Source organism: Blastomonas sp. UPD001 (genome assembly GCF_003426715.1).
Lineage (GTDB): Bacteria > Pseudomonadota > Alphaproteobacteria > Sphingomonadales > Sphingomonadaceae > Blastomonas.
On sequence record NZ_QKVT01000001.1, the window covers coordinates 1767425 to 1791920 of the forward strand.

At 60.5% G+C, this 24496-nt stretch carries 20 protein-coding genes and 1 pseudogene; 10 read left to right on the top strand and 11 right to left on the bottom strand.

What is annotated here, in order from left to right; genetic code table 11:
- On the bottom strand, nucleotides 1–2759 hold a 2759-nt coding region (traA, locus tag DM995_RS21810; RefSeq protein ID WP_116970390.1), incomplete at its 3' end, for a Ti-type conjugative transfer relaxase TraA.
- Nucleotides 2760–2932: 173 nt separating this feature from the next.
- Between traA and DM995_RS09000 the strand changes: the two genes are divergently transcribed.
- Genes DM995_RS09000 through DM995_RS09010 form a run of 3 tightly spaced genes read left to right on the top strand, consistent with a single transcriptional unit; the run spans nucleotide 2933 to nucleotide 3696 of the window.
- Nucleotides 2933–3256 (top strand): conjugal transfer protein TraD, encoded by a 324-nt coding sequence (locus DM995_RS09000; protein ID WP_116969203.1) that lies wholly within the window; start codon nucleotides 2933–2935, stop codon nucleotides 3254–3256.
- A gap of 1 nt (nucleotide 3257) precedes the next feature.
- On the top strand, nucleotides 3258–3494 hold the full coding sequence (locus DM995_RS09005) for a conjugal transfer protein TraD (RefSeq protein ID WP_232824232.1): 237 nt from the start codon (nucleotides 3258–3260) through the stop codon (nucleotides 3492–3494).
- 19 nt (nucleotides 3495–3513) lie between these two features.
- Complete coding sequence (locus tag DM995_RS09010; protein ID WP_116969204.1) at nucleotides 3514–3696, top strand: DUF6771 family protein; 183 nt, start codon at nucleotides 3514–3516, stop codon at nucleotides 3694–3696.
- 20 nt (nucleotides 3697–3716) lie between these two features.
- Here the strand turns inward: DM995_RS09010 and DM995_RS09015 are convergent, their stop codons facing one another.
- Genes DM995_RS09015 through DM995_RS09030 form a run of 4 tightly spaced genes read right to left on the bottom strand, consistent with a single transcriptional unit; the run spans nucleotide 3717 to nucleotide 6282 of the window.
- Entirely contained in the window at nucleotides 3717–4145 is a 429-nt protein-coding gene (locus tag DM995_RS09015) for a Ros/MucR family transcriptional regulator (RefSeq protein WP_116969205.1), read from the bottom strand.
- Between the two features lie 23 nt (nucleotides 4146–4168).
- Nucleotides 4169–5092: a HEPN domain-containing protein gene (locus DM995_RS09020; protein WP_116969206.1), complete on the bottom strand. Its 924-nt coding sequence runs from the start codon at nucleotides 5090–5092 to the stop codon at nucleotides 4169–4171.
- Between the two features lie 54 nt (nucleotides 5093–5146).
- Nucleotides 5147–5395, bottom strand: a complete 249-nt coding sequence (locus tag DM995_RS09025) for a sigma-70 region 4 domain-containing protein (RefSeq protein ID WP_116969207.1) — start codon at nucleotides 5393–5395, stop codon at nucleotides 5147–5149.
- The gene (locus tag DM995_RS09030) at nucleotides 5392–6282 is read right to left on the bottom strand and encodes an ArdC family protein (RefSeq protein ID WP_116969208.1); all 891 of its coding nucleotides are present in this window, start codon (nucleotides 6280–6282) and stop codon (nucleotides 5392–5394) included. The genes DM995_RS09025 and DM995_RS09030 overlap by 4 nt, the downstream gene beginning before the upstream one ends.
- A 436-nt stretch (nucleotides 6283–6718) precedes the next feature.
- Here DM995_RS09030 and DM995_RS09035 point away from each other — a divergent pair, with 436 nt between their 5' ends.
- The 5 genes from DM995_RS09035 to DM995_RS09060 all read left to right on the top strand — a co-directional run bounded on the left by DM995_RS09035 (nucleotide 6719) and on the right by DM995_RS09060 (nucleotide 15234).
- Nucleotides 6719–6940: a helix-turn-helix transcriptional regulator gene (locus DM995_RS09035; protein ID WP_116970392.1), complete on the top strand. Its 222-nt coding sequence runs from the start codon at nucleotides 6719–6721 to the stop codon at nucleotides 6938–6940.
- 444 nt (nucleotides 6941–7384) lie between these two features.
- Entirely contained in the window at nucleotides 7385–10039 is a 2655-nt protein-coding gene (locus DM995_RS09045) for a type I restriction-modification system subunit M (protein WP_116969210.1), read from the top strand.
- Nucleotides 10032–11297: a restriction endonuclease subunit S gene (locus tag DM995_RS09050; protein WP_116969211.1), complete on the top strand. Its 1266-nt coding sequence runs from the start codon at nucleotides 10032–10034 to the stop codon at nucleotides 11295–11297. Before DM995_RS09045 ends, DM995_RS09050 begins: the two co-directional genes overlap by 8 nt.
- Entirely contained in the window at nucleotides 11294–14536 is a 3243-nt protein-coding gene (locus tag DM995_RS09055; protein ID WP_116969212.1) for a type I restriction endonuclease subunit R, read from the top strand. The genes DM995_RS09050 and DM995_RS09055 overlap by 4 nt, the downstream gene beginning before the upstream one ends.
- The gene (locus DM995_RS09060; protein ID WP_116969213.1) at nucleotides 14533–15234 is read left to right on the top strand and encodes a M48 family metallopeptidase; all 702 of its coding nucleotides are present in this window, start codon (nucleotides 14533–14535) and stop codon (nucleotides 15232–15234) included. Before DM995_RS09055 ends, DM995_RS09060 begins: the two co-directional genes overlap by 4 nt.
- A gap of 103 nt (nucleotides 15235–15337) precedes the next feature.
- On the opposite strand, the gene DM995_RS09065 is transcribed toward DM995_RS09060, so the two are convergent.
- Complete coding sequence (locus DM995_RS09065; RefSeq protein ID WP_116969214.1) at nucleotides 15338–16654, bottom strand: tyrosine-type recombinase/integrase; 1317 nt, start codon at nucleotides 16652–16654, stop codon at nucleotides 15338–15340.
- 298 nt (nucleotides 16655–16952) lie between these two features.
- A complete protein-coding gene (locus DM995_RS09070) occupies nucleotides 16953–17420 on the bottom strand; it encodes a hypothetical protein (RefSeq protein ID WP_116969215.1) in 468 nt (155 codons plus the stop codon).
- A 374-nt stretch (nucleotides 17421–17794) separates the two neighbouring features.
- Between DM995_RS09070 and DM995_RS22760 the strand changes: the two genes are divergently transcribed.
- Nucleotides 17795–18130 carry a type II toxin-antitoxin system PemK/MazF family toxin gene (locus DM995_RS22760; protein WP_116969217.1) on the top strand — a complete coding sequence of 112 codons (336 nt, stop codon included), beginning with the start codon at nucleotides 17795–17797 and terminating at the stop codon, nucleotides 18128–18130.
- A 244-nt stretch (nucleotides 18131–18374) separates the two neighbouring features.
- Here the strand turns inward: DM995_RS22760 and DM995_RS21225 are convergent, their stop codons facing one another.
- The 4 genes from DM995_RS21225 to DM995_RS09090 form a co-directional block, all read right to left on the bottom strand.
- Nucleotides 18375–18965 (bottom strand): hypothetical protein, encoded by a 591-nt coding sequence (locus DM995_RS21225; RefSeq protein WP_157973143.1) that lies wholly within the window; start codon nucleotides 18963–18965, stop codon nucleotides 18375–18377.
- Nucleotides 18958–19152, bottom strand: a complete 195-nt coding sequence (locus DM995_RS21230) for a hypothetical protein (RefSeq protein WP_157973144.1) — start codon at nucleotides 19150–19152, stop codon at nucleotides 18958–18960. The genes DM995_RS21225 and DM995_RS21230 overlap by 8 nt, the downstream gene beginning before the upstream one ends.
- A gap of 226 nt (nucleotides 19153–19378) precedes the next feature.
- Nucleotides 19379–21214, bottom strand: coding sequence for a methyl-accepting chemotaxis protein (locus DM995_RS09085; protein WP_232824235.1), 1836 nt, complete (start codon nucleotides 21212–21214; stop codon nucleotides 19379–19381).
- Nucleotides 21215–21311: 97 nt separating this feature from the next.
- Nucleotides 21312–23744 carry a TonB-dependent receptor domain-containing protein gene (locus tag DM995_RS09090; RefSeq protein WP_116970393.1) on the bottom strand — a complete coding sequence of 811 codons (2433 nt, stop codon included), beginning with the start codon at nucleotides 23742–23744 and terminating at the stop codon, nucleotides 21312–21314.
- 526 nt (nucleotides 23745–24270) lie between these two features.
- On the opposite strand from DM995_RS09090, the pseudogene DM995_RS22260 reads away from it, so the two are divergent.
- Nucleotides 24271–24496, top strand: a pseudogene (locus DM995_RS22260) (hypothetical protein); the annotation flags it as partial.

Genomic DNA, 24496 nt, shown 5'->3' on the forward strand with positions numbered 1-24496 from the left:
GAAGCCGCAGAGCTGCCGTTCTTGCGAAGCGCCCGGTACTGCGCAGACTGCCGTTGCCACTGATCGACAAAACTGTCGGCCCGCCGCTCATTGGCAGCGGCAACGCGCTGCGCCTCGATGCGCAGCTTCGCCTGCTGCTCCATCGCCTGGATCGCTCGATCGGTCTTGCCCTTCACTGCTTCAGGAATGAGACTCAGATCCCGGTTTACCGCCTTGCGCAGATCGCCAAAGCTGTCCGGCCTCAACGCATTGAGCTCGGCCCCGGCTTTGTCCAGCGCAGTTCGCTGCGAGGCGAGCGGCTGAAGGCCCTTGTCGCGCATCGCGACAATGTCCTGCGCGACACGCGCGAACCGCTTCACTGCCTTGTCGAACATCTGCTTGTCGCTCGCCTGTTTCGGCAAGGTAACTTTCGCTCGGGCCTGCGCGACTGGCTCGCGCTGCGGCGCGGCGGCTGCTCCCTTGAGCAGATCGGCCAAGTGTCCGCTGCGGCTGACCTTCAGCCCAGCGCGGGCCTCATGCTGCGGCTGCTGCTGCTCCGCTGCCTTCTCCGGCTGCCGGGCGTAATCGCTGGCCATATCCTTGCCCCGCTCGCGGCTGAGCATGCGGACGAGCGCCCTGCGATCGGCAAAGTCGTCCTTGCCGTAGTGCAGATCGACCTGGGAGCGGTGCCGCGACAGCCCGACATAGGCCCCGTGGCTGTCCATGCCCGGCGTTGCCAGCAGCTTGACCTCGTCCACCGTCATGCCCTGTGCCTTGTGGATCGTGGCGGCATAGCCATGATCGATATGGGCGTAGTCCTTGAGGTCAAACGCCACCGCCTTGCCATCATCGAGCTTCACCGACATGCGCAAAGCGCTGACGCTCTCGACGGTACCCAGCGATCCGTTCTTCACGCCGAGCGATCGTTCGTTCTTCAGGAACATGATCCGGTCGCCATCGGCAAACTGCCGCGGGCCGCGCTCGACCTTGAGCGCGACGTCCTCACCCAGATCGCCGCTTGCGCGCACCTTCTCGCGCACTGCCTCGTTGAGCGCGCGGACCTCGTCATTGGTATGCGTAAGGATGATCCGGCTGGCATCGGGCTTTGCCTGCCTATCGCCATCCCATGCTTCGACGAGCTCGGCGCGCGCGGCTTCCCGAGTTTCCGCGACATGGATGTTGCCAGACTGATCATAGCGCCCAAGTGCCTCGCCCGTCCTGCCCGTAGCCAGCTCACGCGTTGCCTCGCGCTGCCAGTCGATCTGCTGCCGCCGGATCGATGCGATCTCCACCGCGCCATGACGCTCAGCGGCGGCGCGGAACGCGGCCCCCGCCTCGATCGCCTGCAACTGCTGCGGATCGCCCACCATTACGACCTTCGCACCAGCGCGCTCGGCTTCGGATATCACGCGCTCCATCTGACGCGTGCCGAGCATGCCAGCTTCGTCAATGACGAGCACATGCATGCTGGTGAGCTTTTCCCTCCCCTGCGCCCATTGGTGCTCCAGGCTGGCAAGTGTGCGAGAGGGAATGCGCGAGCCATGCTCCAGCCCTTCGGCCGCAATGCCGGACAGGGCTGCCCCCTGCACCGTATAGCCAGCGCGCACCCATGCCTCGCGCGCAACCCCCAGCATCGCGCTTTTCCCCGTTCCGGCATATCCGATGACATTGCTGACGCCCTTGGCCGATGTGACATGCTCCAGCGCCCCGCGCTGCTCCGCAGACAGGTCCATGCCGCGTGCTTTTGCATTCTGCAGAGCAAGCTCACGATAGCGATCGGGCACATGATGGCTGCGCCGTGCTTCCAGCCTGATCGTTGCGCGCTCCAGGCGCTGCTCGGTCTCGATCATCTCGCGCGAAGTGAACCGGTCATTGCCCTTGCCGTCCTTGCCAAGGGCAATGAGCTCGGGCGCGTTCTTCACCGCCGACATCACGGCATCGAACTGCTCTTTGTCGGCGCTGTGCCGGTGCGCGAACATCGCAAGGTCACGCGTGGTGAACGTCGCCTGCTGATGCGTAATGGCGCTGAGCGCGATGTTTGGATCGGCGATGATCTTCTCGCCGTTCGATCGCGCGATATCGACATGCTCGGTCAGCCGCTCGGGCGACAGCCCTTCGCCCGCCATGCGCGAGGCCGCAGCGCCGATCTTCGACTGCGGTTCCAGGTCGATGCCCTGAGCTGCCAGCGAGCGGTGATCGATGCGGGCATCGATATCGAGCTCGGCCATGCGCTGGTTGGCATGGCTGGCCCATGCCTCGCGCCAGTGGGTGAGCAGTTCGGTCCGGTTCCAGTCGCGCACCTTGGGGCCGAACGTAGCATTGCCGTCTTCGCCTACGACGATCTCGCGCATGGTGAGCATGACATGCGCATGGGGCTTCGCCTCACCATTTATTCCGATGTCCCAATGCACATTGAGATCGGCGATCATGCCCCGATCGACGAACTCGGCTTTGACAAAGTCCCTGGCAAGTTCGATCGCCTGTTGCTGTGTCATCTCCCTTGGCAGCGCAAACTCGATCTCGCGTACGAGCTGAGCATCCTTGCGTACCTCGGCTGCCTCAACGTCGTTCCAGAGCTTTTCCCTGTCGGACCATGCCTCATTGGCCCCTTCGGGCAGCATCACCTCGCTGTGGACCACACCCGCCTTGTTGGTGAAGTCATGCGTGCGCCCGAGCCGGTCATCGTGCAGCCGCTCGGCAGCGCGATAGGCTGCAGCGGCGAGCGCAGACGATCCGGCTGCGCGGGAGATGGTCTTGGCCGAGAAGTGGTACATCGCCATGGCGATGTACCATTTACGGCATTTTGCGCACGTCGGCACGACGTATAAGCGCGCCCTCCACCGATCTGGTCGCTGCAGATTTGACGGGGTCTCACGATGACCCAGCCTGTTGTCTCAGGGATATGAGAGGGATAGCTGGTTGGTCCTTCATCGACAAAGAAGGATCGCACCCAATGCGCAAACCCCGCGATTACGACGCCGAGCTGCAAGCCCTGAACGACAAGGCCAAGCAGCTCCGATCACGCAAACAGACCCAGCTTGGCGAGCTCGTCATTGCAACGGGTGCAGATGCTCTCGGGACTGAAGTTCTCGCCGGCGTCCTGCTCGCCGCGATCGGCAACGATGATCCCTCGCGAAAGGAGGCCTGGCGCAAACGCGGCGCTGCGTTCTTTCAGGGCAGCACCAATGCTCGCCGAGCACCTGGCAAGGACACTGGGGGCGCAAAAGCGATCGATCCAGGCGCGCAACCGGCTGCTGGCACACCGGGCTCGGCATGACATGCGCGACTGGCGGGTGAACCGCAGAGAACGCACGCGGCAGCTGATCGAGCTGGGCGGGCTGATCGCGAAGGCAGAGCTCATCGAGCTCACCGATGACGATCGCGCGGTACTCCTCGGGCTGCTGATCGAGGCTGCAGCGAAGCTGCAAGGCGAAAACCGCGAACAGCAGCTGCTGCTCTGGCGCAGAAGAGGCGCACGAGCCTTCGCGCAGAATCAGTTGGCGCAGAAACAATGATCGCGCATAGGCTCGCCCCATGACGGGGGATATCAATCAACTGGTACTGCGCGTGCTTGAACGCGCGCCGCAATGGGTGCGGCAGGATCTGCTGTCGAGCGATACGGTCGTGCGGGCGCGCGCTGAAGAGACGCTGGCGGCGATGATCAGCAGTGCGCTGGCGGAAAGTCAGGCCACCCATTCCGACAGCGGATCAGCCTGACTTTCCGGCGCAGCTGAGCCTTATTTGCTGCCAGCCTTTTTGGGCTTGCCACCGCGCCCGCTTTTTCCAAGCCCTATCTCCATTGCCAGCTCGCGGCGGCGCGCGGCATAATTGGGCGAGACCATCGGGTAATCCTTGGGCAGGTTCCACTTCGCGCGATATTCCTCGGGCGTCATGTTGAAGTTGGTGCGCAGATAGCTCTTGAGCATTTTGACCTGCTTGCCGTCCTCCAAGCAGACCAGATAATCGGGTTTGATCGAGGCGCGGACTGACACAGCCGGCTTCTGCTCGGGCTGCGGCTCGGGTTCCGGTGCCTCGCCAAGGCCGGAAAGAGAAGCGTGGACGCTGCCGATCAGCGTCGCGATATCGGCAATCGAAACGCTGTTGTTGCTGACATGGGCAGCGACAATATCAGCGGTGAGCGCAACGAGAGTATCTGTATCTTCCATCGATCGACCCTTTCGATTCTGGATTATGCATGGACCTTCTGTTCGAGCATCGCAATGCGCTCGGAACAGATGGCATGTACGGCGCGGCCCAGTTCCTCGACGCAGCCGCCGAGCCAGAGCAGCTCTTCCTCGGTTATGCGGTAATGCTTCGAGTAGCGCGCCTTCACATAGGCCTCTTTCAGCTTCTCGAACCGCGCGCGATCTATGCGCGTGTCGCGCGGCCAGGCATCGACCAGCCGCATGTCGATGCGCTCGGCCTGAGTGCGCAGAAAGCCAAGATTGTGGACGTGCGGCGTGTAGAAAGTGCAGACCAGCAGCACGCAGTGGTACAGACTTTCAGTCGCCTGATGCATCAGGAACGCGGCTTTCTTATTCCACTTCCGCTCTGCCGCCATCCGCGACATTTCCAGAAACTGCTGCGCGCCCGGCATCCACTCGTCAAAATACTCCTTCGCCATCGCCAGCGCCTGCTCGGGGGTCTTGGGCTTGGGCGTATGCAGCGCGCGGTCATCAGCCTCGTGCAAGGCGATGCCGTCCTTGGCGACGTCCATGAAAAAATACCGGCCGTGCGCCAGGCCGTCGTTCACCTCCTGCAGCGTATGCACGATGAAGTTGACCGGCGTGTGCAGCGTCCGGTCGATGGCCAGCTCGCGGATCAGACGATCCTCGAGCTTGAGCCAGTAATCGACGCGCTCGGTCAGTCGCTTGTCGTTGACGATGATCAGCAGATCGAAGTCTGAGCGATAGCCCTTGGCGGTGTGCGGCTCATCGACCCAGCCACCGCGCGCATAGCTGCCGTAGAGGATCAGCTTCTCGATCCGGCCCTTCTTCTTCCACTTGTTGGTAGCGAGCGAGAGGGCGTCTTCGAACTCCTCGAAGATGATCTGCTTCACGCGCTCCAGCTCGCGCTGCTTGTTGGCAGGAAGATGATCGATATCGGTGCGCATGACTTCAGCCACCCTGTAGAGATGACAGACAGTTGGCAAGGTCGAAGCTGGCCATCACTGCCAGAACTGCCACCACTTGTGGTGACGTTCGTGCATGTGCCGGTCGAGGATGCGCAGGGCGGCGGCGAAGTGCTGTTCGACCTCGGCGACGGTGATCCCGTGCAAAGCCGCAGCCTCGGCAAAGCTGAGCTCATCGACGCGGATGGCAAGGAAGATCTCGCGCTCGGTTCGCGACATGTTATCGACGGCACGCTCGGCGCGGCGCAGCCGCCGCCGCTCGGCTCGGGAAAGACGCGCGCTCATGCTGCGTCCCCCGCATGCCCGAGCAGATAATCTGCTGCCTTGCTGGCTGCACTGGCAGCGCGGAAGATCGCCTTCTCGTCGTCGCGCAGAACCGAAAGCCAGGAAGCGATATAGTCGCTGTGCCGGACGGTGGGTGCAATGCCGAGAGATGCGCAGGTAAACGCAGCAGCCATCTCGGCGACCAGCTCTTCGCGGGCGTAAGGCTGCGAACCAAAGCTGCCCTTCTGATCGCGGTTGAGCCTGCTCGCATGGCCGGTCCAGTGCCCCAGCTCGTGAAGCGCGGTGCGGTACCAGTTGATCGGTTCGTGATAAGCGGCCTGCGGTGGCACCTGCACGAAGTCATGCGCCGGGCTGTAGAACGCTGCATCGCCACCGATATTGAACGTGGCACCGCTGGCGGTGATGACGGCATCGGCAGATGCAATGGCAAGCACCGGATCGCTCGCAACCGGGGCTGCGGTCATGTCCTCGGGCAGGCCTTCGCACTGGTCGATATTGAACACCGTAAACCGCTTGAGGAAAGCCACGGTCCTCGCTTCGCGGTCCTCGCCCCTCGCCTGCTCGGCTTCGGCCTTGGGCGTGAACCGGTCGGCATAACAGACGGTCGTGCCCTTCTCGCCCTTGCGGACATTGCCGCCTGCGGCCTGTGCCTGACGATAGGTCAGCCAGCGCTGCGAACCGTAACCCTTGCAGACCACTTCGGCCCAAAGGATCAGGACATTGATGCCCGAATAGCGTCGGTCGGTCGCTGCGTTGTGCGGCATGGTGCAACCGCATAGCGATGTGTCCCAGGGCTTCACCCAGGGCAGCCGTCCCTGCTCGAGCTCGGCGATGATGCGCGCGGTGACCTCACTGTAGAGGCTCTGTCGGATAGTGCTGTGTTCCATTGTCCTGTCTCCTTCCCACCGTAACCCGGCCCGGGAGGGGCGCTGGGGGGCGGCGAGAGATCGCAGGGCGGCCACGCTGCAACGGGCAGCGCGCATGCCGTAAGGCACCGGAACGAAGAGGAGGACCCGCAACGCGGGTTGCGCGCTGGCCTGGCGTGGCCAGAGGCGATTGACGGCCCCCAGGGACCCGCCCGAGCGGGGCAAACGCCGCCGCGCAGCGGCGACCGCAGACGCGCTGCCAAAGCGCTGAAACATCCTGAAATGCCGTGAGCAGAAATAATCTGCTTACTCTGCAGCATCCCAAAACAGACGCGCAGCGCTCCACTGCCCCTAAGCCTGCGAAGCATCCGCATGCCGTTCGATTGACGCGATGCGGCACATCGCCAATCTCATCGCAGGCAGGGGCAGATCACATCACCGGATGGAGACAATGGCCATGGCTTCCCATGCACCCGACAGGTTCTTGAGGCTCAACACCGTGCTCGATCGAACGGGACTTTCCAGAGCGACACTCTACCGCAAGATACAGGCCGGAACTTTCCCAAAGCAGGTCAAGATCGCAGAGCGATGCTGCGGCTGGCGGGAATCCGCCATTGAAGAATGGCTGCAAAACCCGATGTTCTATGAAGTCGCAGAGTCTGGGCAAAGGCCGGGCTAATCGCAGCTATCGATCTTCCGTCCGGGTAACAGGGTGAAGAAGTGGCGCGAGATGGCGGATGATGCCTTCGATACAGTGCAATTATCGGATGCGATCCGACCAAAGGCCGCGCCCTTGCATTGCGCGAAGCCGCCGGACGCCCTGCGCGCGGGCCAAGTGGGCCAGCGGGCGTTCGGCAATGAGAATGGCAAGAGCGCCCGCGGGTTAGCTCAGGAACGCCGCGCCCTCACGAGCATGGCCATCGGTCATGCGGGACAGAGCGCGTCCTCCAGAAACTCCCGCTCCGCTTGCACCCGCTCCTGATCGTCACCCGGATGGGCCGGGACTACAGGCCCGGTCCGCGCAGCGGATAGAGCAGGTTGCCCGGAGGGTAGCCCTAACTCATTCCAATCCTACGGCTTCAGGTGTGTCGACAAATCAAGACGTTTTGTGCCATCTGCCATCATGGCCAAACTGACCCTATCCCAGCTTACAAATCTGCTTTTCAAAGCCTGCGATGAGCTTCGCGGCAATATGGATGCCTCGGAGTATAAGGAATACATCTTCGGCGTCCTGTTCCTGAAGCGGTGCAGCGACTTGTTCGATCAGCAGCGCGAAAAGTTGCGTACGGATTTGCGCGGGCGCGGGCTCGATGGTGACAGGCTGAATGCGATGCTGGAAAATCCAGACCAGTACACCTTCTACGTGCCCGAAGCATCGCGTTGGGAGACGGTTCGTCACCTCAAGGAGGATGTAGGCAACGGCCTGAATGCGGCGTTGGGAGAGCTGGAGCGCCACAACAAGGACCAGCTCGAAGACGTGCTGGAACATATCAATTTCAACAAGAAAATCGGCCAGCGCACTCTCGGCGACGATACGCTGGTGGACTTCATCCAGGTGTTCGAGAAAATCCCCCTGCGGGATGAAAACTTCGAATTTCCCGATCTGCTCGGCGCGGCCTACGAATATCTGATCAAATATTTCGCGGACTCTGCGGGCAAAAAGGCAGGCGAGTTTTACACCCCTGCCGATGTCGTGCGCACCATGGTCGAGATCGTCGATCCGCAGCCTGGTATGAGCGTCTACGATCCCACCGTCGGTTCAGGCGGTATGCTGATCCAGTCGCGCGATTACATCCGCGACAATGGCGGCGATCCCAACAATCTAACGCTGGCAGGGCAGGAATCGCAGGGCACCACATGGTCGATCTGCAAGATGAACATGATCCTGCACGATATCCAATCCGCCAAGATTGAGCAGGAAGACACGCTGAGCAAGCCGCAGCACCGTGAGGAGAATGGAGAACTAACCCGGTTTGACCGCGTTCTGGCGAACCCGCCGTTCAGCCAGAACTACAGCGCCAAAGAGATGGAGTTCAAAGGCCGCTTTGCCAAATGGATGCCGGAAAAGGGCAAGAAGGCTGACCTGATGTTCGTCCAGCATATGCTGGCGGTTCTGAAATCCAATGGCCGTATGGCGACAGTCATGCCCCATGGCGTGCTGTTTCGTGGCGGCGAGGAAAAAGAGGCGCGCGAGCATTTCATCACAAAGGGCTGGCTTGATGCCGTGATCGGGCTGCCCGCGAGTCTCTTTTATGGCACGCCTATTCCCGCCTGCATTCTGGTCATGAACAAGGAACAAGCGGAAACGCGAGAGGACGTGCTGTTCATCAATGCCGACCGCGAATACCGAGAGGGCAAGGCCCAAAATTTCCTGCGGCCTGAGGATATGGCCAAGATCGTCGATGTTTACCGACGGCGCGAGGATGTGCCGGGCTATGCCCGCGTGGTCCCGATCAAGGAAATCGAGGCTGAGGGGTATAACTGCAACATCCGCCGCTATGTCGATAATGCCCCGCCGCCAGAGCCGCAGGATGTGCGCGCGCATATCCATGGCGGGGTGCCTGCAGCCGAAGTGGACGCCCTCGAACGCCACTGGATGAACTATCCGGAACTGCGCGAAGCCTGCTTCACCCCGCGTCCTAGCGATAACGCCTATTGCGATTTCGCCCCTGCCATCGCCAACCGGCGCGACATTGCCGAACTGGTGAAAGCGCACCCCGGCGTGATCGCGACGCATCAGGCGTTCATGAACCGGCTGTCGGATTGGTGGAACACCATCCAGCCGCAGATGGAAATGATCGCCCGTGGTAACGGGCAGGCAGACAACGTCTATGCCCTGCGGCGCGGACTGATGGCGGATATCTCACAGGCCTTTTCTGATCAGGCGCTGCTCAATCCATTCCAGATTCGTGGCGGGCTGGCGCGCTATGTCGATAGCTTGAAGATCGATCTGAAATCCATCGCCGCCAGCGGTTGGGGGGCGGAGCTGATCCCCGATGACGAAATCCTGCAAAGCGAATTTCCCGAACTGATCGAGGAACTGGCAAGCAAGCGCGCCCGCATCGATGAGTTGCAGGCTGCCTTCGCTGCCGCCGATGAAGAGGGCTATGAGAACGAGGACGAAAGCGGTGCCCTGCCATCGGTCTTGTTGTCGTCGCTAAAGACCGAGCAAACCGCATTGAACGGCCAGATGAAACATCTGGTCAAGGAAGCCAAAGCGGTGCTGACCACCATTAAGGCGGACATCATTGCCCGCGATGCTTGGCCTAGTTGCTGGATCAAGGGCGACTTCGGCATTGGCGGCACGCAGACAAAGCCCGATCTGGACGGCGCAAGCCGAACCCTGAGCATTGCCCGCGATGCGGAAGTTGATCCCTTTCTGAGCGCGCCCATCGAAAAGCTGCTGGATGAAGGCAAGGATATCGAGTCCCGCCTGTCGGACATTGGCAAACAATTGGCGGCGCATAAGGCACTGGAGGATGAGGCAAAGGCGCTGAAGGCGGAATTGCGCGTAGCGGAAAAGCGGCGTGAGGAACTGGTGGCCGCCGCGCGGGCCAAAATCACACCGGCTGCGGCCCAGACGCAGATCCTGCTGCGGTTCCGCGAACAGTTATTCGCCACCTACCGCGCCTATCTGGATGCAGACCGCCGCGCGGTGACCAGCGCAATCGAAAACCTGCATGACAAATATGCGGTGACGGTGCGCGATATCGAGCAGCAGCGCATCTCTGCAGCGGCGGAGCTAGAAGATTATCTGGGGAAGCTGGGTTATGTCTGAGTGGGTCGAGAAGCCACTCGACAAGCTTGTATCCTTTAAAAAGGGCAGGAAGGTCGAAACGTCTGATCTGCAGCTAGACGGTTTTTTGCCTTATCTTGGCGCGTCCTCACTGACTGGCGGGGAGGACGGTTTCGCTTTGCCGAGTGGCGGCATTTCTTGCGTGGCCAGTGACGCCCTGATGCTTTGGGATGGTGAACGGAGCGGGCTTGTAGGTCCGGGGAAGTCCGGCGTGATTTCATCGACCGTTATGCGTCTGCGCCCGGAAGCAGAGATGACGGGACGTTATCTCGTACATTGTCTGCGAGATCGCTTTGAATGGATTCAGGCGCGTCGGACCGGAACCGGTGTTCCGCACGTCCCCAAGGATTTGGGCCGCATCCTAGAACTGCGCTTTCCAGAAGCGGAATTAGAGCAGAACACCATCTGCAATATCCTCGATGCACTCGACACCCAGATCGAGGCGACGGAGGGGTTGATTGCCAAGCAGGAGCGGGTGCGGGCCGGGTTGATGCAAGACCTGTTCACGCGCGGGGTGGATGAACACGGCCAACTCCGCCCACCCCGCCACCAAGCCCCGCACCTCTACCACCAAACCGAACTCGGCTGGCTACCTGTGGGCTGGAAGCTCTCTCGTCTCAAAGATCATTCTCCGCTGAGCGGAAGTCACCTTAAGACTGGTCCATTTGGATCGGCATTAAAAATTGAGCATTGGGTCGATCAAGGTTGGCCTGTAATCACGATCGGTTCACTGGGTGAAGGCATACTCGACAGGAGTGAACTGCTATACGTTTCAGACGAAACCGCTAAACGGCTTTGGGCTTATCAACTCATTCCTGGCGATGTCGTTTTTTCAAGGGTGGCGGATGTCGGTCGTTCGGTTGTGATTGGTCAAGAAAACAACGGATGGATCATGTCCTCCAATTTGATGCGCATACGGCTCGATTGGAAGAATATCCGAGCAACTTACTTGCATTTGCAGCTTTCATTCGATGCCGTCCTCCGCAACCAAATCAGACGATCAATAAACTCGGGAGGGCGCGATGTGGCAAATGCCGCGATATTGAATGCGCTTAAATTTGCTTGGCCACTGACTGACGAACAAGACCGTATTTGTGAAATAGCTCAAACGCTCGAAACAGAGACGGAAAAACGCAAAGCAGCACTACTCAAACTCCGCCTCCAAAAATCCGGCCTGATGCAAGACCTGCTCACCGGCAAAGTCTCGGTCGCCCCCCTACTCGAACAGGTCGCCGCATGAGCGAATATGCCCATGTCGAAAAGCCGCTACTGAGTCAGCTTGGCGAGCTCGGCTGGACAGTGGTGGATCAGGGCAACCAAATGATCCCGCACGATCCGGCTGCATCGCTGCGCACCAGCTTTCGTGATCTGATCCTTCCGCAAGTGTTCCGCGACTCCGTCCGCGCGCTCAACCAGACATCTGACGGTCAGGACTGGCTGACCGAACGGCAGATCGCCGGGCTGATCGACGATATCTTCCGCCAACCGGGCAAGGGTCTGCTCGATGCCAATGAAGCGGTGCATGCACTGCTGATGAAGGCGCAAGTGGACCACAATGAAGTGACGGGCGAAAAAGACCCGACCGTTCGCCTGATCGATTTCGCCAACCCGGAGCGCAACACTTTCCACGCGATCAACCAGTTCCGCGTCGATACGCCCGGCTGCGTCAAGGCCTTCATCATCCCCGATGTTGTGCTGTTCGTGAATGGCATTCCGCTGGTGGTGATTGAGGCCAAGATTGGCGATGCCAACACCGCCAATCCGATGCACGAGGCGTTCGTGCAATTGCAACGCTACCGTGACGCCCGGCCGGAAACAGCACGCGCCGGCTTGCGCGAAGGCGAGCCGAAGCTGTTCTACCCCAACCTGATGGTAATCCGTACCTGCGGCGAAGCGGCGGAGTTCGGCAGCATCAGCAGCGCCCCCGAACATTTCTATCGCTGGCGCAATGTTTGGCCGGAACAATATGCCACGATCACACCCCCCCTTGGCGTGGTTCGGGAGCAAGAGGAACTGGTGCAGGGCCTGCTCAACCCGCATTGCCTGCTCGACATTCTTCGCACCTGCACCGTGTTCAAGGATACCGACAGCGGAAAACGGGTAAAAGTGCTCGCCCGCTATCAACAGCACCGCGCCGCCCGCCGCATCGTCGAGCGGCTGCGCACGGGGCAAACCCCGATGGAGCGCAGCGGGGTCATCTGGCACACACAGGGCTCTGGCAAATCGCTGACCATGGTGTTCGTAGGGCGGATGCTGCGCGCCAGTAGTGATCTGAACGACATGAAAATCCTGATGGTGGTGGACCGCGCCGATCTGGAAGACCAATTGACGGGCACCGCGCGGCTGATCGGTGGAAAGATCAACCTCGTGGAAAGCCGCGCGGCGGTGCGCGATGTGCTGTCCTCCCCCGCGTCTGACGTGAACATGGTGATGGTTCACAAATTTCTGGAAACGAAGGACGATCTGCCGGACAGTTTCCGCGAAAAACTGGGTCGCTATGCCCCCCCGCCCAGCGCGGAAAGTTTCGGCGTGGTCAACGCGTCCGAGCGGATTCTGATCATGGTCGACGAGGCGCACCGCACCCAAGGCAGCGACATGGGTGACAACCTGTTCGAAGCCTTCCCCAACGCCGCGCGCGTTGCCTTTACCGGCACACCGCTGATCACCGAACGCCACGCCGGTCGGCAGACGGTGAAACGGTTCGGCGAGTATATCGATAAATACAAGCTCATGGACGCAGTGGCCGACGGCGCGACTCTGCAAATTCTCTACGAAGGCCGCACCGCAAACACCGCGCTGCGCGACAAGGCGGAGTTCGATCAGGCGTTCGAGGATCTGTTTGCCGAGCGATCCGCCGAAGACCTGCTCGCCATCAAGAAAAAATATGGCGCGACCGGGGACATTCTGGAGGCGGAAAGTCGGATCGGGGCCATCGCCCGTGATCTGGTCGGGCACTACATCGACAACATTTTGCCGAATGGCTTCAAGGCGCAAGTGGTATGCCATAGCAAATTGGCCGCGGTGCGGTATCAGCGCGCGTTGCGGGAAGCATTGGCTGAGCGGCTGGAACGGGAAACAGACCCCGAGGCAAAGCGACGCATCGCGTTCCTGAAGGTGGCGGTCGTCGTTTCTTCTGACGCCACCAACGAATCCGCCGAAATCACTGCCGCCCGACGGGAAGCGCGAGAGTGGAACGCCGTGGAGAATTTCTGCAAACCGTTCAATCTGGATGACTATGACCAGGCGAACACGGGCATCGCCTTCCTCGTCGTCTGCGATATGCTTCTGACCGGCTTCGATGCCCCGATCGAGCAGGTAATGTATATCGACAAGCGGCTGAAGGAGCACAACCTGCTTCAGGCCATCGCCCGCGTCAACAGGGTAACACATGGCAAACAGCGCGGTTTCATTGTCGATTACATCGGCTTTGCCGGGCATTTGACAGCCGCGCTGAAAATCTATGCCGATCAAGAACCAGATGACCTAAAGGCGGGATTGCAGAACCTGACGTCCGAACTTCCGATCCTTGAAGAACGTTACCGCCGCCTGCTTCAGCATTTCCAGGGGCTGGGTGTACATGAAATCGAAGCGTTCCTGACAGGCACGTTGGCCTCTCCTGAAGACGATGTGCGCGTAGTCCACAAAACGGTAGATGCGCTGGAGGGGATCAAGGCGCGTGCGGATTTTGAAGTCTACCTCAAGAAATTCCTGATGAGCCTCGACCTGATCCTGCCGGGTATCGCCGCGCACCGCTATCGGGGCCCAGCGAGGCGGCTGGGCTATCTGATGCGTATGGCCAAGGAACGGTTCAAGGACGACTCCATCGACTTTGCCGGGGTAGGCCAAAAGGTCGCGGCTCTAATCAATAAGCATTTGATCGAGCTGGGCGTCGATCCGCAGATACCGCCGGTCGAACTGCTCGATCCCGATTTCGTTGAGCAGGTGACGGGCCATGCCCAAGGCAGCACCCGTGCCAAGGCTAGCGAGATGGAGCACGCTATTCGCAAGCACTGCACCATCCATTTCGACGAAGACCCTGCCTTCTTCAAACGAATGAGTGAAAAGCTCGACACGCTGATCGCCAAGCATGGCGATGACTGGAAGCTTTTGGCCGAAGCATATGAGGGGCTGCGCGCAGATATCCGGGCAGGTCGCCGCAAAGGGAATACCGAACAACCTGCCGAGGTGGCTGTCTTCAAGGACAATCTGTTCGCCCTGATCGGAGACGGCGCGACCCTATCGCTTGAAGATGCGGCAATGCTCGATGACCTATCGTCCCGCCTTGTCAGCCTTATTCGCGATGCCATTGCCATCGTCGATTTCTGGCGAAAGCCGGATCAAGTGCGGCGTTTACGCGCCGATATCGCCACAGAATTGATGGTCTCAGGTATCAGCTCTGTTCAGGATCACCACCAGCGGATAGCCGTGGAACTGACCAAACTGGCCGAAAAACGCCATGCGGAGTTGCTCCGGTCATGAAGATGTGTGCTCAAGATATCGAATTCACGCTAATTCGTAGCGAGCGGAAAACGGCTGATATCGTGATCGAACGATCTGGCGATGTCGTCGTACGAGCGCCGATTGGCGTTGAGGACGAAAAAATCCGTGAAGTCGTGGCTGACCGGGCACTTTGGGTACATCGCTCGCTTGCGGAATGGGAAGACTTGAACGCCAGTCGAAAGCACCGTCCCTTGGTCCAGGGTCAAGGCTTTGCCTATCTCGGGCGGTCCTACCGACTGAAGTTTGTGCCGGATAGCGACGTGCCACTGCGTTTGAAGAACGGTCGTTGGGAACTGTCGGAAGCCTTTGTCGCCCGCGAAGGCGAGCCTGCAGCACGCAAGGCGTTCCGCGACTTCTATATTGCCAAAGGGCTACAGATTTTCAGCGAGCGCGTCCAGCAACTTGCAGTACTGGTCGGCGTAGAACCTGGTGAAGTTGCCGTGAAAGAGCTAGGATATCACTGGGCCTCGTGCGGCGCTGGCGGCGCAATAAACTTCCACTGGAAGACGCTAATGGCCCCACAAAGCGTTATAGACTACATCGTGGTCCATGAACTGTGCCACCTGCGACACCGTGACCATTCCGACGCTTTCTGGAATGAAGTGGACAAGGTGTTGCCGCGTTTTCGAGAGCGGAAGGAGTGGCTGCGCCTGAACGGAGCCGCTATGGACATTTAGCAAACGAATACTCTTGATTGCACCGTCTCGGATTGACAGCTCCAAGCCTGCTTTCAATTCGGATGCTTGTTGGGGGATTTTCTCGACTTTAAATTTGTTACGTTCAATTTTTTCTTGTGGAGTTGATCCGTTTAACTCCGCATCCCCTAGCCTTACCCAATGCTACCATAGTATCCGAGCTTCGACGCTGTCTTACAGGGGGCAGCTCCGGATTGAGCGGATGGCTTGCTCCAAGTCTCACAAGCTCATCGCTCCAAGCCTCGAGCGCCGCCCTCTTTTCCTCGAAGTAATTGTGGCGCTGGTAAACGCCTACGATGCCTGCCCTAGAACCAGAGATGTGATTGAGCACAGCTTCTGTGACCTCCAGACGAATTCCCAGCCTCTGCAAGCCGGTTGCAACTGTCCGCCTCAGATCATGCAACGTCCAATGCAGCACCTCCCTTCCCATGTGTGTTTCCATCGCTCGGCGCAGTCGCGCCATTGTTTTGCTGAATCCGCTCGGACCAGTTTGGGTGTCCCCCCTCGAGGCAAGCAGCTTATCGCTGTCACTCAGGGTCCAAATACCCTTCAGCAGTTCGATGACGGGCTCCGATAGTGGCACGAGATGCGCGACCCCGTTTTTCGAGCGGCTTGCCGGTATCGTCCAGAGCCTGGTCTCAAAATCGAATTCTGACCGGTCTGCGCTGAACACTTCGTTCCGGCGTTGACCTGTCAACAGCAGCAGTTTGATAGCCGGTCCGAACGGAGGACCCTCCTCGTCTAAAATGTTCCACAGCAAACCGATTTCCCTTACATCAAGAACTCGATCGCGCGCCTTTGGAGGAGGCGGACGTCCAGCGTCTCTGCAAGGATTGAATTGTAATCGCTCGAGGCGCGGCAGTGCCCACCCGTAGAAGGAAGAAAACTGACCGAGAACTCCCCGAGCCATGACGGGCGTTTCTGCAGCAATGCTGTCTATGAACCGGGTGATCTCGGCACGCGTAATCGTCTCGGGCATCCTATCGCCGAATTTCGGAAGGATGTGTCGGTTGAAAACCCGCTCTATCTCAGCAATTGACCTGCGGTCGGCTTTGGCTGCCCTATAGTCCGGCCACATGCCGCGCAATGTGCCTGCCGCAGCTCCTCGCGTCGGCTTCGGCACGTGCTGATAAGGGTCTCCGCCCGCTTCAATATCGGAAAGCACAACTCGCGCCTTCTTCCGTGCATCGACCAGACCGAAGCGGTCAGAATACCTGCCGATTGTGATATTCCGAACGACGCCAGACACCCGCTTACGCAATAGGAACGTTCGGACGCCAGACGCCCCGACCCTCAGACGCAGCCCAGGGACAATCGCATCTTTGATCTCGACTTGGCCCTCAGAAGGCGCTTTCAGCCCTCGTATCTTTGCGTCAGTTAGACCGACCGGTTTTGAAGCCATGAGTGCCTCCTTGGTGTACCTTCTCGGGTGTTACCTTAGGTAACATTTGACCCGAAATACCCCGATATACACTGGGACACAGTGACACCCATATAATTGAAAATCAATGATATTGAGATAGAATGGATTTACCTAAGACCCGCTGATTGCCGCTCTTAATCAGCGGGTCCTAGGTTCGAGCCCTAGTGCGTCCACCATTTTTCAATGACTTAACGGAAAATTGCGGGCCAACAGCCTGCTCCGGCCAACTTTTCGGCTAACTACAGCCGAGCCTCATTGGGTCATACTGCAGGGTGCGCTAAGGCGAGAATCTGTCATCGGGCGGCGGTACAATCTCTGCGAGCGCCAGAGACAACGAAGCATGAAACCTCCGATGCTGAGTCTCGATCGTCGTCCGGACGATGGCAAAATCAATTCCGTTCACTTTGATCGGGGATGCGCGCTCCTGGGTCAGGTGCGCAATCTGCTTGTTGACCTTGACATTGAATGCGGCAGATCCACCGTCGATGGCCGTGCTGAAACCGGGACAAAATAGGTCAGCGACCACATCGGTGGAGCGGTTTTTGCCTGATGGTTGGGTAGCAAAAAAGTCGATAAGAGCGCGAGCGTGAACGCAAAACGCTTCAATGCATGCATTTCGGATTACAAAATCGAATGCATGAAAGACCTGAGGCTCGACCATTCTGTTGTGCAATTCTCGAAGCATCCAAAGCTCATAGCCGTAATGCTCCCTCAAATACTCAGTTTGATCAAGTAGCACTGCCATGCCCCTAAGCTACCAGATCCCGCGGTTCCCGTCATGCAGATCGGACATTGCCCCCTCGGGCCATTACATCCGCATCCGGTTGCATCTTGTTTTGGCCGTCCGCATCGCCCCTGATACGATCGCCAGGCAGGCCAAGGGCAAATCGGAAGCCCCTGCATTGTCGGCGGAAGGCGACGGGGCGCGGTGCGTTGCCAGCCCCTTTTGAGAATCTGGCTGCTCAGCTCTTGCAGGCAATTTCCACATATTTGTGAGCTATCGGCTTGCGGGCTAACCCGACTCCGGCAAAATAGCATTCATGGCAATTAAATTCGCTGCTGCACCCCGTACAATTCTGCTTTGTGACTTCGACCAAGGCGGTTTCCGCCCCCCCTGAGATGGTCAAGCGCAGACCTGCCATTGTGCTTGTTGGCCGATTGCCCCGCAGAGATTTGCTTCACACTATTGTGCCGTTAAGCGGAACGCCATCAGACGAGCGCAACGATTACCATTGTCGGCTCGAGTTGGAACGTCCCTTGCCTGCCCCGTTCGATGAAACGGTGTGGTGGGCCAAGTGCGATATGCTCGCAACCGTATCTCTCCGAAGGCTAGATCTGTTCAGGACCGCTCGCGATCACGAAGGCAAGCGGCAATACCTTTCGGATCTCCGAGTTTCGGAGGAACAATTCGAGGTTGTGCGTCAAGCGGTGCGGCGAGCGCTGCGCCTCGATTAATTGACTATTCACAGAGGTGAGCATATATTCCGGCTGTTCGCTGGTGGCCCTGCCATGCAGCCTCAAGACCTCGCAAGAGGCGGCTATGCCTACGGCGATAACAAGCTCGGGCATAGTGTCGATAAGGCCCCCAAGGTTTGCGCCTTGGGGGCCTTTCGCTTTTTCCTGCCAGGATAAGCCCCGCCAAGCGCTATCGCAGCGCGCCCGGTGGCGGTCGGCCTAGGCGCGGCAGATGGCGATCTGCTCAAAAAGGCCACCAACTTTCGATAGGCGGGATAGTCGCACCTAGCTTTGTCAAAAGTGGCGCCGTAATCCCAGATAGCCACGCGCCTCCCGCCAAATGTCGTGCGTAGATCGATAATGCATTCCACTGGAAACCAACCACGGGAACGTCGCGCATTTCGTCAAGTGATGCGCCATATCTCGCCCAATTATCGTTGGTAAGCTGATCGTCGCGGTGTGAAGTCAACGAAACCAAAGCATGCACCTTGACGCCCGCATCGCTAGCCTCATTCATGTACACGGTTTCTCGTTGATTTGCGGCAAAGCCGGATAATACGATGCCGACGACGAACGCGCTCACGGAAAATATTGATATTCCTGGTGTGAAGCCCAATGCACTTGCAGTGCTTTTTGATCCGAGAACGCCCAACAGAGCAACCAACGACCCACCATTGAGTGCAAGTACCCCCAAAATGAGCCGCTCAGAGAACTGGTCGCGGCGCTGAAGCATGTATCGCCTATCGGCTTCGGCTGCCTCGTGATGCAGCTGATGTCGAATAAAATTGTCCGGAACTTGCTCTCCGACTGTGCGCTTTGGAACCTGTTCAACCATTCTCGATTGCCCCGGCCAAGATCCGACGCACTGCCTCCGGCCGTGACGGCTTGTCCGGCTGCGCAGCGATCCAGGCATCGAGCGCGGCGAGCTGTTCGGAATGCAGGCGCACCCCGATCATGGTCCCCACACCGGTAGCGGGGCGACCCATCTTCTTTTTGTTATCAGAAAGTGTTGCTGCTGACATGAGTTTCTGTTAGCAAATAGTCGGTCCGAAGGGAAGCGCGAACCTCCATCCGGCCCTGACCACATCCGTGGGTGACAAGGTCATCGACTTCATCGCCAGCCGCGCCTTTGCCATTTACTGAACCGGCGGGACAGGTCGAGAAAACTCGGCAGCCTTTGCCCAAAAAAGAGGCCGGACTGTCGCCAGCCCGGCCCCTCCTCCCGTTCGTCCTTTGCCTTTCGGCGCGTCAGAATTCGCTCCAGTCGTCGTCGTCGACCGCCGGGCTGAGCGCCAGGTTGCCGCTGGTTCGCGGCATCGGGCGGGGCTTGGCGGCCGGGCGGCTGAAACCTGTAGCGGCTGCCGGGCCGGCGGCGCGGCCGTGGGTGGTCTTCAGCCGGAAGCGGCCGACCAGCGAGGCGAGTTCGTCTGCCTCCGATGCCAGCGTGCGCGCGGCGGCGGTGGTTTCCTCGACCATCGCGGCGTTCTGCTGGGTCATCTTGTCCATGTCGCCCACGGAAGCGTTGACGCTGCGCAGGTTGGACGACTGGGTTTCGGCATTGTCGGCAATCTCCGCCACCATCCGGCTCACATCGCCGATGCGGCCCATGATGCGGTCGAACATCTTGCCGGTCTCGGCCACGAGGCCCACGCCTTCCTGCACCTGCTCGCTCGACGCGGTGATCAGCGCCTTGATGTCCTTCGCCGCATCGGCCGAGCGCTGCGCGAGGCTGCGGACCTCGTTGGCGACGACCGCGAAGCCCTTGCCGGATTCGCCCGCGCGCGCCGCCTCGACCCCGGCGTTGAGCGCCAGCAGGTTGGTCTGGAAGGCGATGCTGTCGATGACGTTGATGATCTGGCCGATCTCCTGCGAGCTGCGCTCGATCGCATCCATCGCGCTCACCGCCTTGTCGACGACCTGGCCGCCTTCATTGGCGTCCTTGTGCACGGTATCGATCTCGATCCGCGCGGTCTTGGCGCTGCTGGCGGAATCGCCGACCATGCCGGTCACCTTGTCCATCGCGCTCGCGGCGCCCTCGAGGCTCGCCGCCTGCTGCTCGGTGCGCTGCGACAGGTCTTCGGATGCGGCGCGGATCTCGCCTGCGCCATTGTGCACGCTCTGGGCAGAGCTGGCGACGCTCGACAGGCTGCTTTCCAGGCCCTCGACCGTGCGGTTGAAGGTCAGGCGCAGGCCGTCGTAATTGGCCGCGAAAGGTTCGGTAATCTGATAGGTCATGTCGCCCGATGCGAGCGCCTCCAGCCCCTTGCCCAGCGCGGTCACGACATTGGCCTGCTCCTCGTCGGCGCGGGCCTTGGCGACCGCGGCATCGCGGAACACGACCACGGCGCGCGCCATGTCGCCCAGCTCGTCCGGGCGGTTCACATCGACATCGATGGCATTCTTGCCTGCAGCGAGGCTCGCCATGGCGTCGGTGAGCCGCGTGATCGGCAGCGCGATGGCACGGCTGAGCGCAACCGCAAGACCGATCGCGATCCCGATCAGCGCGATGCCGCCCAGCACCAGCGCGATGATCGCCGAGGTCAGCGCCGAATCCTGCCGCGCCGAATTCTTCTCGATCGAGGCGAGTTCGGCGTCGCGGATATCGCGCAGCGGCAGCACCGCCTTGCTCACCAGCACCGCCTTGCCGGCATTCTGCACCGCCTCGACCGCCGCCTCGCGACGCCCCTGCTGCGTCCACTGGATCAGCCGGTCGCCCCAGTTCTTGCGCCAGGCCAGCGTTTCGCTGCGCGCTTCCTCGAGCAGCTTGAGGTGCGCCGGGTTGACGATCAGCGTTTCGAGCTCCCTGGCGGCGGCGTCATATTCGTCGCGGCCTTCGTAGTAGGATTTCAGATAGCTTTCGTCGCCGGTCACCAGAAAGCCGCGAAACTGGCTGTTCTGGCGCAGCAGCGAGGTCTCCAGCACCTGGACCTTGCCATAGATGAGCTGCGAATGGTTGTTCTGCTCCGTCGACGACTGGATCATCCACAGATTGATGGCGAAAACGATCATCATCAGCGCCGCAGAGCTGCAGATCATCAGGAAGGACAGGCTGAGCTTCCGGGGAATGTTCAGTTTGTTCAGCATGATCAAGCCTTTGTGGTCCAGGTGAAATGGGCGCCCGCCCCGGGGCACAGTGACAGCCGCGCGGCGGCTGGTGCGATGTTCCGGGGCAGGCAGCGCATCAGAAGAAGAACCGTGCAGAAGCCGACACCGTGCGGCCGTACATGGTCCGCGCCATCACCACGCCCGATGCGGGGATGGCCCCTTCGGAGATGCTGGTAATGGCCCGTTCGTTGAACAGGTTGCTCGCGTTCACGCTGAACTCGAGCCTTTCCATCGGGCGGAATTGAGCAAAGGCGCCCACGGTGGTGAAGGCCGGCAGCCGGATCAGGTTGACGTCCTGCGCAAAGCTGCCCGTCGTGCCGATGACATTGACGCCGACCGAGACCATGTCGCTGTCGAACTGCGGGCGGATGCCATAGAGCAGCTTGGGCTGGCCGCGCGGGGTGTTGCCGACCAGCGCGGGGTTTTCCGCCGCGTCGATCTCCGCTTCGGTATAGGTCGCATGCGCCGTCACGCTGAACGGACCGCGACGGATGCCGCCCTCGAACTCGAGGCCATAGGCCTTGTACGACCGCGCGACAGTCACCAGCTGGGTCAGCCCCGTGGCCGGGTTGGTCAGCAGCTGCGAATTGGTCTCGTCGGTGAGCGCGTAGAAGCCCGTCAGGTTCAGCACGATGCCGTTCTGGCGGTATTTCAGGCCGATCTCGGCCTGGCGCAGCACGTCATGACCTGCAACGCTGTTGACCAGCGCACCGGTGACGGTGCTGACCGCAGGCGTGAACAGGATCTTGTCCGCACCGGCACGTCCGCCGCGGCTATAGCGTGCGAAGACCGAGAATGGCTCGGACACGCGGACATTGGTGCTGAGCGAGTAGGACACATAGTCGTGATTGTAGTTCACCGGGAAGGTCACGCCGACCGGGATGAACGTCACGCGGCCTTCCGGCACCGAAATCGTGCCGTTGCCGTTGATGTCGAACGGGCGCGCGCCGGTATCGTTGATGATGTTGCCGCGCGCGCGGACATTGTCCCAGCGGATCGAGCCGCCGATCGCGATCTTGCCCTTGGCATAGTTGAACGACCCGAACGGCGCGGTAACCTGATAGGTCATGTCGGTGTTCTTCGAGTTGCCGAAGCCGCCGGCGCTGCCATAGACCAGCACCCCGCCGTCGGTCACCGGGATGCCGGTGGCGGTGCGCAGGTTGATCGGCACCGAACGACCGCCGCCGACCGCATCCTGGAAGAAGGTGGTGAAGCCGATTTCCGACACATATTCCTGGCTCGATCGATAGAGCCCCGCCGTCGTGGTGAGGTCACCGCCGCCGATGGTCCAGACCCGGCTGACACGCAGGTCATTGGTCATGTTGCTGACATCGGGTGCATCGGAATCCGCGATGAACGACAGCGTCAGAAGACCGTTGCCCGATCCGTCGAACGCCTGGCCGGCGCGGGGACCGGCGGCGAAGCTCAGCGTCGCGCCCGGGCCACCGAAGCGGGTGGCGAAGGCAGCGGCCGGTGCGGTCGCCGACGGGAACAGGATCACGCTGCGTAGCGACTGGTCGGCATAGCGGAAGCGGTTGGTCACCGACCAGTCGCCCAGCGTGAACTGCGCATCGAAGCCCAGCGCCTTGGCCTTGGCGTGCGTGCCGGTGCTCAGATTCTCGCGGGTCGGCGAGCCCGAGGCACCGAGACGCAGCGAGTTCGGCAGGCTCGGCGACAGCAGCGAATCGGTACGGCTGTCGAGCCCGCGCGGATCGGCAAAGCTGGGATCGGCATTGGTGCCCGTCACCAGCAGCGGCGTGTTGATGAAGCTGGGTGCGCGATCATCGAGCAGCTTGCCGTAAACGCGGATATAGCCGCCGTCGAACTGCTTGGTGACGTTGAACTTCACTTGGCCGCCGCGCATCGAGTTCATGCCGGTTTCGCGCGGACCTTCACCCTCGCGATAGAAGCCGCCGACATGGAAGCGCCAGCCGTCGCCCAGCCGCGCGCCGTAATCGAAATCGGTGCGATAGCTTTCATAGTCGAGGCCGATCGTCCCCATGATCGATCCGCCCTCGACCTCGCCGGTCTTGGAGATCAGGTTGATCACCCCGCCCGGCGCATTCGATGCGAAGGTCGAGGCCGAGCCGCCGCGGATCGATTCCACCTGCGCGACATTGAGGTCGGCGCGGATGAAGATGTCGGGCGTCAATGTCAGGAGGTCGCCGAACTCGAGCACCGGCAGGCCATCTTCCTGCAGTTGGATGTACTTGGCACCGTCATTGACCAGCGGCAGGCCGCGCACGGTGTAGCTGTTGCCCGCCTCGCCGGTGCTCGCGTTGACGCGAATGCCCGGGATATTGCGGAACAGTTCGGCCAGTGATCGCGGCGCGATGGAAATGATGTCGTTTTCCTTGATGGCGCTGGTCGAGGTGGCGCTGTTCAGCCGGTCGCGTCCGCGCGCCACGCCGGTCGTGACCATATCGCCTTCATCGACGGTCCGGCTCGCCTCCCAGGCCGTCATCGGCTTGGATTCCTGCGCTCCGGCGGGCGCGGCCATGGCCACCATCGCCATGACGAAAAAGGACGCGCCAGTAGTTACTCGGTACTTGTAAGAATGCATGAAATGCCCCTGCTGTAATAGCCTCCGAAGCCCGGACTATGGGATTCCAATTAAAGCGTGGTTAACGGCGATTGACCAAGATTCGGCGATATCCGGATGCGAACGGAGCCTCCAAAAACCCTGCGAAATCGGCTCGTTACGTAGCGTCGCGCGGTTCAGTCGCAGACCCCTCTGGCCGGCCGAGCAGGCCCGGATGGCGGCTGGCGGACGCGTGGTCACCTGCGCAGGCCGACGGCAGTTTGGGGCCTCTGTCGCAGCCGGAATCGAGGGCGTCACAGACGCGCAGATCGGGCCTGCAGCGAAAGGAGCGTGCCGCGGGTCGGGTCGCGCCGGCGCCCCGACCGGGCCGGCGCGCCGCCGGTGCGCGCGGCTTCTCCCTCGCCCATCTTCCGTTAACTGCTTGTTTACGCTGATTACCTAGCCAGTTTGCCGGGGTCGGGAGTGTCTGCCGGCTGGGTCGTTGGCGAGAATCATGGCTGCACTCATTTCTACTCAGGTTATCGCCGATACATTGCGGCCATCGCGCCCACGCACCCCCGAAACGTCCGAGTTACGACCTTCCATTCGGTTACCCGCGCATGCCGAACTGTCCCGCCAGGCCGATATCTGCCGATCGCTCGGATCGGACTTTGTCGGCAATGTGCTCGAAGCCGCAGAACGGCAGCTGGCGCACGCTCCGATGACCGAAGCCGTGGTCG